Origin of the sequence: Clostridium beijerinckii, assembly GCF_008705175.1 — a bacterium.
Classification (GTDB): Bacteria; Bacillota; Clostridia; order Clostridiales; family Clostridiaceae; genus Clostridium; species Clostridium beijerinckii.
In genome coordinates, this window is sequence record NZ_CP043998.1 from 3,812,908 (window position 1) to 3,828,324 (window position 15,417).

At 27.9% G+C, this 15,417-nt stretch carries 12 protein-coding genes and 1 riboswitch; of the genes, 5 read left to right on the plus strand and 7 right to left on the minus strand.

The genetic code is table 11. The annotated features are described in order from the left end of the window. Positions 1-18: 18 nt before the first annotated feature. Entirely contained in the window at positions 19-360 is a 342-nt protein-coding gene (locus tag F3K33_RS17040; RefSeq protein WP_012059532.1) for a winged helix-turn-helix transcriptional regulator, read from the plus strand. 616 nt (positions 361-976) lie between these two features. Next, complete coding sequence (locus tag F3K33_RS17045) at positions 977-2,689, plus strand: methyl-accepting chemotaxis protein (protein ID WP_039769290.1); 1,713 nt, start codon at positions 977-979, stop codon at positions 2,687-2,689. A 438-nt stretch (positions 2,690-3,127) separates the two neighbouring features. Here F3K33_RS17045 and F3K33_RS17050 read toward each other — a convergent pair whose 3' ends face one another. The 4 genes from F3K33_RS17050 to F3K33_RS17065 form a co-directional block, all read right to left on the minus strand. Then, entirely contained in the window at positions 3,128-3,973 is an 846-nt protein-coding gene (locus tag F3K33_RS17050) for a hypothetical protein (RefSeq protein WP_039769288.1), read from the minus strand. Between the two features lie 238 nt (positions 3,974-4,211). Beyond that, on the minus strand, positions 4,212-5,672 hold the full coding sequence (locus tag F3K33_RS17055; protein ID WP_039769286.1) for a sensor histidine kinase: 1,461 nt from the start codon (positions 5,670-5,672) through the stop codon (positions 4,212-4,214). Between the two features lie 5 nt (positions 5,673-5,677). Further along, a complete protein-coding gene (locus F3K33_RS17060; protein ID WP_039769284.1) occupies positions 5,678-6,334 on the minus strand; it encodes a response regulator transcription factor in 657 nt (218 codons plus the stop codon). A 385-nt stretch (positions 6,335-6,719) separates the two neighbouring features. Then, positions 6,720-7,409, minus strand: a complete 690-nt coding sequence (locus tag F3K33_RS17065; protein WP_017210991.1) for a Crp/Fnr family transcriptional regulator — start codon at positions 7,407-7,409, stop codon at positions 6,720-6,722. A 129-nt stretch (positions 7,410-7,538) separates the two neighbouring features. On the opposite strand from F3K33_RS17065, the gene F3K33_RS17070 reads away from it, so the two are divergent. Then, positions 7,539-8,231, plus strand: coding sequence for a YjjG family noncanonical pyrimidine nucleotidase (locus F3K33_RS17070; protein ID WP_039769282.1), 693 nt, complete (start codon positions 7,539-7,541; stop codon positions 8,229-8,231). A gap of 251 nt (positions 8,232-8,482) precedes the next feature. Here the strand turns inward: F3K33_RS17070 and F3K33_RS17075 are convergent, their stop codons facing one another. Continuing rightward, positions 8,483-8,989 (minus strand): tail fiber assembly protein, encoded by a 507-nt coding sequence (locus F3K33_RS17075; RefSeq protein WP_039769280.1) that lies wholly within the window; start codon positions 8,987-8,989, stop codon positions 8,483-8,485. Between the two features lie 230 nt (positions 8,990-9,219). Further along, a riboswitch (M-box (ykoK) riboswitch) is annotated at positions 9,220-9,391 on the plus strand. A gap of 237 nt (positions 9,392-9,628) precedes the next feature. Here F3K33_RS17075 and F3K33_RS17080 point away from each other — a divergent pair. Together F3K33_RS17080 and F3K33_RS17085 are read left to right on the plus strand one after the other, a co-directional pair. Beyond that, the gene (locus tag F3K33_RS17080) at positions 9,629-10,885 is read left to right on the plus strand and encodes a magnesium transporter (RefSeq protein ID WP_039769278.1); all 1,257 of its coding nucleotides are present in this window, start codon (positions 9,629-9,631) and stop codon (positions 10,883-10,885) included. Further along, complete coding sequence (locus F3K33_RS17085; protein ID WP_012059541.1) at positions 10,882-12,123, plus strand: Nramp family divalent metal transporter; 1,242 nt, start codon at positions 10,882-10,884, stop codon at positions 12,121-12,123. Before F3K33_RS17080 ends, F3K33_RS17085 begins: the two co-directional genes overlap by 4 nt. Positions 12,124-12,447: 324 nt before the next feature. Here F3K33_RS17085 and rodA read toward each other — a convergent pair whose 3' ends face one another. Then, entirely contained in the window at positions 12,448-13,566 is a 1,119-nt protein-coding gene (gene rodA / locus F3K33_RS17090) for a rod shape-determining protein RodA (RefSeq protein ID WP_039769276.1), read from the minus strand. A gap of 623 nt (positions 13,567-14,189) precedes the next feature. After that, the gene (locus tag F3K33_RS17095; RefSeq protein ID WP_023974388.1) at positions 14,190-15,227 is read right to left on the minus strand and encodes a LacI family DNA-binding transcriptional regulator; all 1,038 of its coding nucleotides are present in this window, start codon (positions 15,225-15,227) and stop codon (positions 14,190-14,192) included. Positions 15,228-15,417: the final 190 nt, after the last annotated feature.

Here is a 15,417-nt window from a genome sequence, read left to right on the forward strand (position 1 = left end):
ATGAAAGCGGGTAACTAAATGGTAAATTATAACGGAAGAAGTTATGTGTGCTTATTGGATTTTGCAATGGATTTTATAAGAGGAAAATGGAAGGCAGTTTTATTATGTCATTTATATAATGAACCAAAAAGATTCCTAGAACTTCAACGAATGACTGAAGGAATAAGTCAAAAAGTGTTAAATGAAAAACTTAAAGAATTAGAAAATGATGAACTTGTATGTAAAAAGGTTTATGCAGAAATTCCACCCAAAGTTGAATACTCTCTTACTGATAAAGGAAAAGAGCTTACTAGTATTATTAAGGAAATTGAGTCTTGGTCGGTTAAACACTACCCTGAATTAGATAATAAATGTGTTTAATTCTATCACTTTTCTATAATTAAAATAAAGAAGAACCTTCTCCTTTATAGCTGATTCTTCTTTATTCTTTAAATGCATCAATCTTGTCTTTTTACTAATTATTTTATTGCATAATTTATTTCAATGCCCTTCCTCTGTCTCATCTACTATTATACTTTTTTATGTCTTTAAATATGTTACTACTTGTTAGTATTATAGCTATAGCCTTTCTAAATATTTATTATTGATTTCATGGCTGCCATCACTCATAATAATTCAACCATATTAATATTATTATAAAAAATTATTTAACTCACCTTAAATTTCAAGATATCTTATAACCATATTTGGTTATATTTTTAGTTTTTTCTGCATTTTTCTTTATTTTCTCTTAATTTTTTAATTTTAATTTCGATTATTATAAATATATAGATTCTACATAATATAATTCATTTTACATCGTGTTATTTGGTTTGCAATAGCTGGTAGTTTAAACTAAATTTCTATGAATTAAAATCAAGAAGTATGTAGACTTTTAATTACAACTTTTCTCAAATATAAACTATTTATATTGAACTTTTAATGGAGGTGAGAAAATAAAAAACTTTCGCATAAAAAATAAAGAGGGGTTGATTTAATGATTTGGTTTAAAAATTTAAGAATATCGCATAAACTTATTTCCACTTTTACTTTTATTTCAATTTTAGTATGTATTGTTGGTTTTATTGGATTATATAATATGAATATAATTAATAACAATGCAACTTCCATGCATGATTATAACTTGGCCTCAATAAATAACTTAACTACTTTAAAGCAAAATATTTCTGATATACGTTCAGATTTGCTAAAACTTGCTTATCAAAGAAATGTCAGCGAAAGAGATACAGTAAAAAAAGACATTAAAGACTTAATTGACGAGAATAATGACCTTATAAAAATATATGAAAGCACTTTAATCTCTGAATCTGAGAAACCTGCATTCTCAAACCTTAAAGAAAACTTTAATAAATATGTTGATTTATCTAACTCAATAATAAAATACGTAGATGAGAATAATTTTAGTGAAGCTGATGAAAATTATTCTAAAGTTACCGAAACCAGAAAAAATATATATTTGAGCATGGATGAATTAATAAAAAATAATGTTAACCAAGCCGATGCTTCTTATTCTGAAAATAACTCAACTTTTAAAAGATCTTTATACATAACAATCTCAATAATACTTATTAGTTTACTACTAGCTGTTATTTTAGGTTTATCAATTTCATTTATGATTTCAAAACAAGTAAAAAGAGTTTTAATCTTCGCTGAAGCTCTTGGTAGTGGTGATTTAACTAAAACTATAACTGTTGACTCTAAAGATGAAATAGGTGGTCTTTCAATGGCATTAAACAATGCAAAAGAAAATATACAGAATTTAATTGTTGAAATAATGAACAGTTCAAGCGATATAAGCGCCACAAGCGAAGAACTTTCTGCTACTACTGAAGAAATTGCTTCTAAAATGGAAATTGTTAATGAATCCACAGAACATATATCTAAAGGTGTTCAAGATTTAAGCGCTACCACAGAAGAAGTAACTGCATCAACAGAAGAAATAAGTAGCGCCATAAATTCCATCGCAAAAGATGCAGAAAATTCATTAGTATCAGTAAATGAAATAAAAGAACGTGCTTATAATATTAGAAATAAATCTTCAAAAAGTATTGAAGAAAGTAATTTAATTTATGATAAAAATCGTTTAAACATTTTAGAATCAATTGAAAATTCTAAAATTGTATCAGAAGTTAGAATAATGGCAAATTCTATTGGAAGTATAGCAGAGCAGACAAATTTATTAGCTCTAAATGCTGCTATTGAAGCCGCTAGAGCTGGTGAACACGGAAAAGGCTTTGCAGTAGTTGCTGACGAAGTTAGAAAACTTGCTGAACAATCTTCCAATGCAGTTTATAATATTCAAACCATGGTATCACAAGTTGAAGCTTCTGTAGAAAGTTTATCAAAAAGCGGACAAGATGTTCTAGAATTTATGGCTGACAATGTTAAACCTAATTATGAACTCCTCATGAATACAGGAATTCAATATGAAAAGGATTCTGAATTTATAAGTAATATTATAGATAAATCTGCCTCTTCTTCAAAACAAATGGATGAAGTTATAATGCAGATAAGTGGTGCAATACAAAATGTATCTTCAGTAGCTCAAGAATCTGCCTCAAATACAGAAGAAATATTAAATAGCATTACTGAAGTTACCTTTGCTCTTTCAGATGTTACAAAATCTGCTCAAAGCCAAGCTGAACTTTCACAAAAACTTAATGAAATGATTCAAAGATTTAAGATATAATACAAAATCAAAATAATTTATGAAAATTTAAAATTATCTTTGCAAATCTCATATAAAATGTAAAATAGCCTGTACAAATTTTATTTGATACTATAATAAATTATCAAATAAAATTGGCATAGGCTATTTCTCTTTTAGAGTTTAATAACTTTAAGATAAAGACTGAAAGTTTTATTATGCCTCAGCTTATCTCTAAGTAATGGTATTCTTTTAATTCACACAAAAACTATAATAAATTTAATTTCTGGAATACCAGTCACCTAGGGTAGCAAAATATCTCCTCAATCTATAATAAAACTTACTTGTACTAGACATGGAAGCCTTAGCATATCACGTGGGAATTTACTCCAGCTACCCAAACTAATTATCTGCTGATTGATTCATGGTATGCGTTAGCAAATGTTTTCTCCGAATTAGGACTAGTAGCTTACGGTTTTCCTATTTACTGCCAAGCCTAGTTTCATTAATTTCTATATTGTATTCTAAATCTGCATATGCTTTTATCGAAAAACCATCTACCTTACCTGTATATGGACTAATAAATATCTCCACTTTTTTAGAAGAATCATTTTCATCTTGATAAAAAAGACGATGTCCATTTTCTCCTGCTACAAGTATACATTTAGGTTTTTCTATATTCCCTAGCTTATGCTGCTTAATAAAATCTTCAGCTGTATTTTTTAATTGTTCTTGAGAAATTGTTAACTTAGGTTTGGATTCATCAAGATATCCTTCACTAATCAATACATTATCTATTTCCTTTGTGTTTTCATTAAAATCAAACATATAGCATTTATCTTCATTAATTCCAACCCATCCAGTTTGAACCATTCCGTGCTTTAATTTTGCTACCCTATCCTTAAGTCCATTATCATTTTCTTCAGCATAAGCCATTTCCTTATCATATTCTTCCTTAGATATTTCTTTCTTATCATATGAATCTTGTATATCTTTTTTTTCTAGTGGCTTTATTGCATCCAAAGTTTTTTCATTTAATATACATGCACCAAACTTAAAATCTTCATTTTCTTCAACAGATGATATGTTAAAATATTCTTTTAATATACCTAAGGATTTCTGCCTATAAGCTTCCTTCTCATCGCCAGTTATTTTTCCAGTCCCATCATCTTGAGAAAATGATGAAGTATCCTCTTTAGTGTAGACAACATTTTGTTTTATAGTATCTGCAAAAGCTCCTTTCATATTAATTTGATTAAATATAGCAAAAGTAGATGCTACTACTCCTACTATTAACAATACTGCTACTATTTTTTTAGAATGCACAATAATCCCTCCATAATATATTTTTTTAATTGTGCGTAAGTACTTACCCCACTCTTTAAGTATAAAATTTGAATGTCCCAAAAGTTTATTATAGTTGTAAAATAGTTGTAAACTTACATATACTTCACTAATAAACTCAATCAAAAATCCAGAACTCTCTATTTCTATTTACGATTATTTTTATTCAAACTATCTAAAACTATTTTTAAGATATGCATATAAGCTACGTTCGTACCTTTTAATTCACATGCTTATCATTTACTTCAGCAATATGACTATTAAAAATTAAAATAACTTCCGTTCCTATACCTAAATTACTATTTATTTTAATATCTGCATTATGGACCTCTGCTATCTTTTTACATATAGAAAGACCAATTCCTGCTCCATTATTTTTTCTACTTCTAGCTTTATCAACTACATAAAATGGCTGCCAAAGTTTATCTAAATGTTCTTTGGCTATTCCTAAACCTGAATCTACAACAGATAGGTGAGTTTTACTCTGAAAAGTGTATATTTTTATATATATTTTCGAATTATTTTTAGATGCTTTTATAGCATTTTCAACTAGATTAGATAATGCCATAGTAATTAGATCCTTTTCTATATCTAGTACACAATCCTCTCCTTCAATAATTAGGTCTATATTTTTATCTTTAAGTTTACTAGATAACAATCTTCTAACCTCGTTTATTATAGTAGATATTTTTTCAGGCATTAACTCGATTTCTTGAGTCTTTGTATAAATTAAATCCATCATTTTAAAAGCCATCTTTTCAAGCCTTTTTCCTTCTTTATATATGTAATCCGAAGCTTCAACAAATACCTCTTCATTATATTTTGATGTTCTAATTAAATTTGCATATCCAATTATTGAAGTTAAAGGTGTCTTAAGTTCATGAGTCAGATTATTTATAAAGGTTTCCTTCTCAATATTAGATGTTTCAAGTTCGTTTATTTTATCTTCTATTGTCTGTGCCATAAGATTAAAATTATTGGAAAGCACGCTAAACTCATCTCTTGATTTAATTTTCACCCTTTCTGAATACTGGCCAAGAGATATTTTCTGGGTCGAAGCTATTAATGTATTTATTGGTTTTGTTATTAATTTGCTTATAAAAAACATAAATATAGCAAAAATAGAACAGATTAAAATATCTAATTTCATAAAGAGAGCATATTGATTTATTTTTTCAGAATATATATTTGAAATATCTTTCGCATAGTGTACTTTTATTGGATAGTCATATACATTAACTAAGCTGCTAGCGTACAAATACTGTTTACCATCTACTGTCCTAATAATATAATTAGTTTTTCCTGGCAAAAGGTCTTCTAGTTCATCCTTTTCGTTTGAAAATGGAAATTTCATGTCTGAAAATAATATATTATTCCTAGAATCCAAAATTTCTACGTCTCCATGCTGTTCTGCTCCACTATTAGTAGCCTTATTATATTCATCCATTAAAGTCCCAATTAATATATTTATATCGTAGGTATTACTTGAATAGATTTTTTGCATATACATAGAATTAACACTTAATTGTGAAGAAGCAAATTTTTGTTCTGCAAGGCATTTATCAGCCTCTTTTTGTAGCAGATCATTATGAAGTTTTTGTATCAATATAAATCCAGCTATGTTCAAAGTGAATACAAGTAATAGTAACGAAAAAAGATATATTTTAAGCCACAACTTCATGTATTTCACTCCTCTAACCTATATCCAATTTTATATACAGTTTTTATGTTATCCCCAATATCAAGCTTTTTTCTTATTTTTTGTATATGAGTATCTATTGTTCTGGTCTCCCCCATATACTCATATCCCCAAATTTTTTCTAATAAATACTCCCTAGATAATGCCATATTTTTATTTTTCACAAGCAAAAGTATGAGCTCAAATTCCTTTAAAGTAAGATCAATTGTCTCATCTCCATTTTTTATAATTCTTTCGTCTTCATATATTTTTAGTCTTTTAAATTCTATACAGTTATTATTTTTTGAATATCTTCTTAGTACTATTTCAATTCTTGCTAATAATTCAACTGTTTCAAATGGTTTAACAATATAATCTTCTGCACCAGATTTTAAGCCAGTTATTTTATCAGCAAGCCCATTTTTAGCAGTCAGAAATATTACTGGTACATTTAAACTTTTTATCCTTTTCATTAATTCGAATCCGTCTATACCTGGCAGCATAATATCCATAAGTACAAGATCAAAAGACTCTTTTTTAATTAAGTTAAAAGCCTCCATTCCATCAAATACCTGCTTGCATTCATAACCAGCTATTCCTAGGCTTATCCGTATTAAATTAGATATAGCTTCATCATCTTCTACAATTAAAATATTTATCTTCAATTATGTATTTCCCCCTAATAACTAACGTGATATTTTAAAGTAAATTCTTCAATTTAACTTTCATCTCCATTATATAACATAACTTCCAAAGAAATTGCAAAATAGTTGTAAAATAAATTTAGCCTTATTTCATATACTCACTCAAGATAGCTAAATCATGCTTACTTCATAATAGACCTAAGCCCTTAAATTTTCACAATGTTTAAAATATTTAAATAAGCTTATTTTATCCCTTAAGATTTTATGATATATTTTGGCACTAAAAAATACTTAGAGTTCGTATTTCTCTAAGTATTTTCTGTTTGCATAATTAATCTAACTAACTTCATACTTTATCTTCTTAAGTTATACCCTTACACGTCTTAAAAGTCATCCATTATTTATATTAAAGAGATTTTACATAAATGTTTTTTGAAAGCTCATTTAATTTTTTCATATCTAGTATATTTATCTTCTTATTTTCACACTTTATGATTCCCTGTGATTCCAATTCTTTAAACGTTCTATTTAAATGCCTGTAAGTCGTTCCTAAAAATTCAGCAATCTCTAAATAAGATGAATTTAAAATTATGTAACTTTCATCTATTATATGTTCCATCAAATAACTAGATAACCTATTAATAAGTGGATACACAAAATTATATGAGCTATTATTAATAGTTACATAAAGTTTTTCACTTAAAGAATCTACTAAATGATGTAAAAACTTTGTATTATCGAAATAGTTTTCTCTTAATATATCTGATGGAATTCCTATTAAATAAGTATCTTCTACTGCATTAATATTGCAAAGTATAGGAATGTTTTTTAAAAGTTCTAAATCTCCTACAGTATTAAAATCTCTATAAAATTTTAATAGCATTGATTTACCATTTTCAAAAGGATAAAACACTTTAATTTTCCCATCTACAATTAGATAATAATATTCAAGTTTTTCTTCTGACTTCATTATATATTCTTCTTTTTCATAGAAATGAAGCTGAAAATGTTTTAGTATCGTGTCATCAAATATGCTTTGTATGTTATGCTTTTTAATATAATAATTTAAAAGTTTATTATCTAAAATTTTTTTCATAGACTCTCCTAACATGACTTATGTCATTTTCAAATTCCTATAAATATATTATTTTATTAACAGGACATTGTAAATAAAATTAAATTTTGATTTTTACAAATTTATATACAACTATACGGAGGACATATTATGAACTATGAAGTTATACTATTTGATGCAGACGATACCTTATTTGATTTCAAAAAATCTGAAAGAGAGGCTTTCAAAAACACTATACTCGAATTTAATATCAATTACGATGAAAATTACCACTTAAAAATATATCACGATATAAATACTGCTATATGGAAAGAGTTTGAACAAGGCTTAATTACTCAGGAAAAACTCAAGGTAGAAAGATTTAAAAGACTTGCGGATAAACTTAAAATTTCTTTTGATGAGATTGAATTTGCCAAATCATATATGAAAAACTTGTCTAACTGCTCCTTTTTATTTGATGGCAGCCTAGAGCTTGTAGAGCATTTGATTAAAAACTATAAACTCTCAATAATTACTAATGGTCTCACAGCTGTACAAGAAAATAGAATTAGAAAGTCAACTATATCAAAATATTTTGAAGATGTAGTGATATCTGAGGAAATCTCCATCTCAAAACCTAATCCAGAAATATTTGGACATGCTTTAAAAAACATACGCCACACTAATAAAAACACAGTACTTATGGTTGGAGATAGTTTAACTTCCGATATACAGGGTGGAATCAATTTCGGTATAGATACCTGTTGGTACAATCCAAATAAACTTGAGAATAATTCAAATATATCACCTAAGTATGAAATTTCTACCTTTGAAGAGCTTAATCATTTACTCCTTAATTCTTAGAATTTACTAGTATATTTTTAGGACATGCTTAATCTTTATGCACATGTAATATTTAGGATTAGGTCACTACGACCTAATCCTAAATATTATAATTCATTCTTTATAAATAAATCTAAAGCAAAATGACACCAAACTTTCATTATACGAAATTCTATAATTTTCTTTAAAATAAAGAAGACTAACAGAATAATTCAACTTCAATCTGTTAGTCTTCCAGATCTAAAATATTATATTAAATATTGTTATTTTCCTTAATTCTTACTTGTTGCATTGTTTTCAGATGATTGATTTACTTGATTATTTGCTGTGTTTTGACTATCTGAAATATTTTTATTGTCTGCACCAACAATATTTATATTTTGACCAGTAGTTAAGTATTTTGAGAATATAAATGTTAAAGTAGTAAAATCATATTTTTTATCTCCAATAATAATTGAATCTTGCACTAATTTTCCACTTCCATCAAAGTAATACCACATTCCGTTATTCTTCAACCAAGAATTTGATGCCATAACTCCATTTGTCCAAAAATAATACCAATTTCCATTATACTCCATCCATTGGTTTGTTATTGAACCATCTTCCTTAAAATAATACCAGTCTCCATTGATTTCTTTCCATCCTTTAGCTTTTACACCATTCTCTACCCAATAAGAATGTTTATATTTATCTTGCTTCCAAGTCGCAGAAGCTGATACTGGAATAATCCCTATCACTGATATGGCCAGTAATGATGATATTATTAACCTTTTTACCATTTTATCGTCCCCTATCCATTCAATTAATAATATTATTATATCATATTAATATTACATTTTATTCTAATTTTTTGCAATTATAATCAATTCTTACTTTAGTGTTTTATAACTTCCATATTAAAAATATAACTGCATAAAAATCCACTTACTATGTATATAAAAAATTTTTTTCTACTATTGACGGCTTATACCATGTCGTAGTAAAATTAAGGCGGAAAACAAAAGCTAAATAAAAACTTTGTTAGGTGAGGCTCCTATATAGATACATGCTGCTGCCCGGAAACGTCGAAAGACGCCAATGGGTCAACAGGTATTACCGGATTAAGGTTCTACTTAATGTAGCCGAAAACCATATGGTTTTCTATGCTCTATAGTGCTAAAACTCAACGAGTGAAGGTGTTAATACAACAAATGTACTTTGCGCTACTGCATTCCGTATATTTGTATAATGTTGTGTTTGATTATTGTGCCCTTCACTTACGGTGAAGGGCTTTTATTATTTTTTAAAGGAGGTGTATCCAGTGGATGACCATGATACGGAAAGTTGTAATATACATTTTTATTTAAATTCAAGCAATAATATTTTTAGGGCATTAATTGGATACTCTCTTTATGCCCTGAATTGAAAGGGTGAAAAACATGGAAAAAATAACAAATTTCTTTGTAAGTAAAATTATTCATAAAGAAATTCATAATATTTCTGGCCAAATAATTGGTAAACTAAATGACCTTATTCTTGATTTTAGTCAAGAAAAACCAACTGTAGTATATATACAAATTACAAATTGGAAAAAATCTTTTTATCTATCTGCTGATGCGCTAGATATATTCAAAGATGAAAAAGAAAAGTATCATATTAAAATTAATAGCGAGAGCCTTACAATAAAGTTTCCTGGTGAAGATGATATTTTTTTAGTAAGAGATTTCTTAGATAAACAAATAGTAGACATAAACGGCAAAAAAGTAGAACGTGTAAATGATGTACGACTTGGAAATATAAATTCCAAATGGCAGCTTGTTGCCGTTGATATAGGAACTAGAGGATTACTCAGGCGTCTTGGTGTAGAATATCCTTTTATAATATTAACAGAAGCTTTAAAGTATAGATTAAGAAACAAGTTAATTATATGGGATGATGTGCAGACTTTGTCTACTGGGGTTAACAATCTACAACTTCAAATGCCAGCAAGCAAAATTGAAACTCTACACGCAGCAGATTTAGCAGATATAATCGAAGATCTTGATACCAAAAGCAGAGATATATTGTTTCACAGCTTAAACAATCAAAAAGCTGCTGAAGTTCTCGAGGAAATCGAAACTGATGTTCAAGTAAATTTATTAAAATCTATGTCTGATGAAAAAGCTTCTGATATACTTGAGATTATGCCTTCTGATGAAATAGCTGATATTTTAGAAGAGATGGATGAAGATAGAGTTGAAAAACTATTAACACACATGGACGAAGAAAGTCAGGATGAAATTAGAGAGCTTATGGAATACGAAAAAGAAACTGTAGGAAGTATTATGTCAAAAGATTTTCTAACCTTCTTACCTGATGTAACTGTAAGTGATGTATTTAAGTGGATTCAAGAAAATGCGCCTGATGAAGATGAAAGTTATTATATATATATAACAAATGATAAAGATAATCTTATTGGGGTTACTTCTTTATTCTCACTTATTACTTCAAAACCAGATACAAAACTTTATAATATAATGACAACTAGACCTGAAAGTTTAAGGGATACGGATGAAATAGAAGATGCTATAAGCTTAATGCATAAGTATAATCTTGTTTCAATTCCTGTTATTGATGAAGATAATAATTTAGTTGGTGTAGTATCATTAAATGACAGTATCCATGAACATTCACGCTTAAGGAGGGTTGCACTATGAAGAAAGTATTATCCGGTAGATTTAAAAAGCTACTTTTCATTATGACTATTATTGGCCCAGGATTAATTACTGTTAATGCAGGAAATGATGCTGGTGGGATTACAACTTATGCATCTGTTGGTGCGTCTTATGGATATAAAATGCTATGGGGATTACTTTTAATCACTTTCAGTCTTGCAGTTATACAGGAGATGAATGCAAGAATGGCGGTGGTAACTGGTAAAGGTTTGTCTGATTTAATTAGAGAAAAATTCGGAGTTAAGCTTACTTTCTTTGCAATGACCATTTTACTAGTTGCCAATATGGGTGTTGTTTTTGGTGATTTTGCAGGAATTGCAGCAAGCTTAGAATTATTTGATGTAAGCAAATATATATCTATCCCTATTGTTTCTGTAGTAATCTGGTTACTTGTTACTAAAGGTTCATATAAAAAAGTAGAAAATATCTTCCTATTGTTTACTCTTGTATTTTTTACTTATATTATATCAGCTTTTTTAACTAAACCTGATTGGGGACACGTAATGAAATCAATGATGACGCCTACCATTGAATTAAATACAGGTTTTCTTCTTACCTTTATAGGAATGATTGGTACAACAATTACACCTTATATGCAGTTTTACCTCCAATCATCAATAGTAGATAAAAAAATCAGTATATCTGAGTATAAATACGAAAAACTTGATGTTTATTTAGGCGCTTTCTGGGGGAATGCAGTAGCATTTTTCATAATTGTATGTACAGCCGTAACACTTTATAAAGCTGGAATAACAATAACTAGTGCAGAAGAGGCTGCAATTTCTTTAAAACCACTTGCTGGTGAAGCTGCATTTATACTTTTTGGTGCTGGACTTTTTGGTGCTTCAGTTCTTGCTACTGCTGTCATCCCACTTTCTACGTCCTATGCGATATGTGAAGCTTTTGGCTGGGAAAGTGGTGTGGATAATGATTACAAGGACGCTCCAGCTTTCTTTGGAATATATACTGGTATAATTGTTCTTGGAGCATTATTTATACTTCTTCCTGGAATATCGCTTATTCAAATTATACTTGTATCACAGCAAATTGCTGGTTTGCTATCTCCTATAATATTAACATTTATGATAATTTTAATTAATGATAAGCGTATAATGGGTGAATACGTTAATAATAAGACTCAAAATATTGTTTCTTGGGCTACAGTTATATTTATTATAATTCTATCAATAATTTTATTTGTATCGCCTCTTATTTCATAATTATATAAATCTGCACAAATTCTTATGAAATAAAATATATATTATACTTTTTATTATTTATAGATCTTTATAAGTAAAATGGAACAATGTATGCTTTAAATAACATACATTGTTCCATTTTATTAATTACCATAAATATTACTTATCTTCCTTTGTACACTTAACTTTATTTATTCGAAATATATAATATCTATTCTAAACTTTTATTACATTGAGGTGTTGTCTAAACTATCAGAGAATGTAAGTTAGATAGTCTTATAACTAATAAATTATACAGAATTTATATATAATTACTCATTAAATGAAATATATTGACTATATATTTTAACTACAAAAGTTAAGTCTACTTTTTCTCATTCCTACATTTAATACAATTCCTAATGACATAAAATTTACAAGTATAGAGCTTCCTCCATAGCTCATAAATGGAAGAGTAATTCCTGCAATTGGCATAATTCCAATAGTCATACCAATGTTCTGAAAAATTGAAAATAAGAAACCAGATGCAGTTCCAACACAAATGAGACGTCCAATAATATCTTTTGATTCTTTTGCATGCTTAATCATTTTATATATTAAAATACTATATAACGCTATGAGAAAAAGTGCCCCAAAAAATCCCCATTCCTCTCCAACTGCAGAAAATATAAAATCAGTATGGACCTCAGGAATGAAGCCACCGGATGCACGAACTCCTTTTAAAAATCCAGAGCCAATTAACCCACCAGCTCCAATACCTGTTATAGACTGCATTAATTGAAAACCAGCATTCTGCTGATATGATTCTGGATCCAAGAATACCAATATTCTCTGTCTTTGATATGGTTTTAATATATCACTAAACCATATAATAAGACTTAGTGGGACAACTGAGAAAAAGCCTGCGACAAGAACCTTTAAGTTTAATCCAGAAATGAAGTATATTCCTAACGTAATAAAGAAACAAATAAGAGTCATTCCTAAATTAGGTTGAATTACAATTAGAAACATTGGAATTAAGGCATAAAAAGATAAGATAAGAAAGTTTTTTGGATTGTTAATATCGCCATCTAGATCATCTAACTTTTTTGCAAGGATTAGTATTAATCCAAACTTTACAAACTCACCAGGTTCTATAGCTCTATTTCCAATCCTTATCCATGATGATGCACCTTTTACTGCTTTGCTTGTTATATCATTAAATAATAAAAGTCCTACTCCTGCCCAATAAATTAGTTTTGCATAACCACCTATAGTATTATAATCAAATACTAAAATAAAATATACAATTGCTAGTCCAACAATTAGCCACAACATTTGCAGTTCAGCATAATAGAATCCAAACTTTATATGAGTTACACTATAAATGTTTATGATTCCAAAGATTGTAATAAAAATAGCTGTCACAAACATAGTAATATCTAATTGTTTTAAAAGCTTGCTATTAATCAAATATTTATTCATGTAAAATTTCCTCCTGAAAAGTCGAAACAATTAGTTTATATGATAATTATGTATTAATAAATAGTAATATTCAACCATTTGTGCCAAATCTTAATTTTAATTTAATACTTGATGTTTCAATATATAATCAAATTTTTAGCCTAAATTTTCACATTTAAATTCCCAATTATTATATATTGCTAAACTCATAGATACTCTAATTTTATAAGTATACTAACACTAATAAATATACACCTAAATTTTTTGTAACACACTACTTTCATTATTTCCTATTAAATTTTACATCTAATAATTTCAAAATTATGGAACAAAATGACTATTAGATCATTATAATAAATAAGACATAGCTATTCCTATTATACTTTTATTTATACTCCCTTTTATTTCAAAAAACTCTAGTAGTACTGCTAGAGTTTTTGATTTAAATTTACGAAATACAAAGTATTTCTATATATATTTTTCATCTGAAGAATATGGTTTTGCCATAGATTAAAGTCATAACTTATCTTAACAATATATTTTTAATTCAACTTTTTTAATTATGATAACACCTTAAAATTTCAACTTAAGTATTTTATAGCATAAACATTTGTTTACAGTTTTAATTCTTTAGTGCTTATTCTTTATTTTAACTCACCTAACAAGTCAGAAACCGATTCCCTTTCAAGTAAAATAGGTTCAAATTTAATATTACATATGTTGTTAGATGTTAAATTACCATTGTTATATTCAATTTGATCAAATAATAATTTCGCGCATTCTTTTCCCATATCATAAGCTGGCTGAGCAATAGTCGTAATCGATGGCTGATAAAAAGATGCAAATGATACATCATCTATTCCAATGACTGACAATTCATCTGGAATAGAAATGCCATTTTCTTTTACATAAACCAATAATTTTTCAAGAATCATATCATTTGATGCAATTACTGCTGTTGGTTTATCTTTTCCATTCAGCAAACTTTGAATCATACCTGAAATTTTATCTAGAGGTCCAGATTTTATAAAATTTTTATTTACCGATATTCCATGACTTCTAAGTGCATTGCGATATCCTTTAATCCTATCAACACGATTACTTATAGAATTATTCTGTACAGGAAAAGATAAAATCCCAATCTTTTTATGACCATTTTCTACTAGTAAATCTACAGCTTTTTTGCTAGCTAATAAGTTATCTAAAACAACAGTACTCGCATTAATTTCTTTTATTAGTCTATCAATTAAAACAAGAGGATAATTTCTCGAAACAATGTTTTGATATAATTCAATATTATGACGTGTTGGAAAAACAATTAATCCATCTACTTGCCTAGATATCATAGAATCAACACAATATTTTTCTTTCTCTGGATTATCATCTGTATTACAAATCAAAACCTGAATACCTTTCTTTTGACAAACATCCTCAACTGCCCTAACAATTTCAATTGTAAATCTAGATCTAATGGTTGAAGCAACAATCCCTATTACATTTGTACGTTTTTGTTTTAAACTTCTTGCCAATTGATTAGGTTGATAGTCTAACTCTTCAATTGCCATTTCAATCTTTTTCTTAGTATCATCGCTCATATACTCAAATCTTTCATTTAAAAATTGAGAAACTGTACTTTTTGATACATTAGCTCTTTCAGCTACCTCTTTAATTGTTACTTTCATCTATTTTCCACCTTACTTAAACTTTATCTTATTACGAAACATAAATAATTATTTTTTAATCTATTCTCATATGTATTTTGTAATAATAAATTTACATTTAGAATTTTAATAAATTAAATGCTAAAATAAACCTAATAATGTAGGAACTCAATTGCACTACATATATAAACAATTTAAATTTAACATAAAA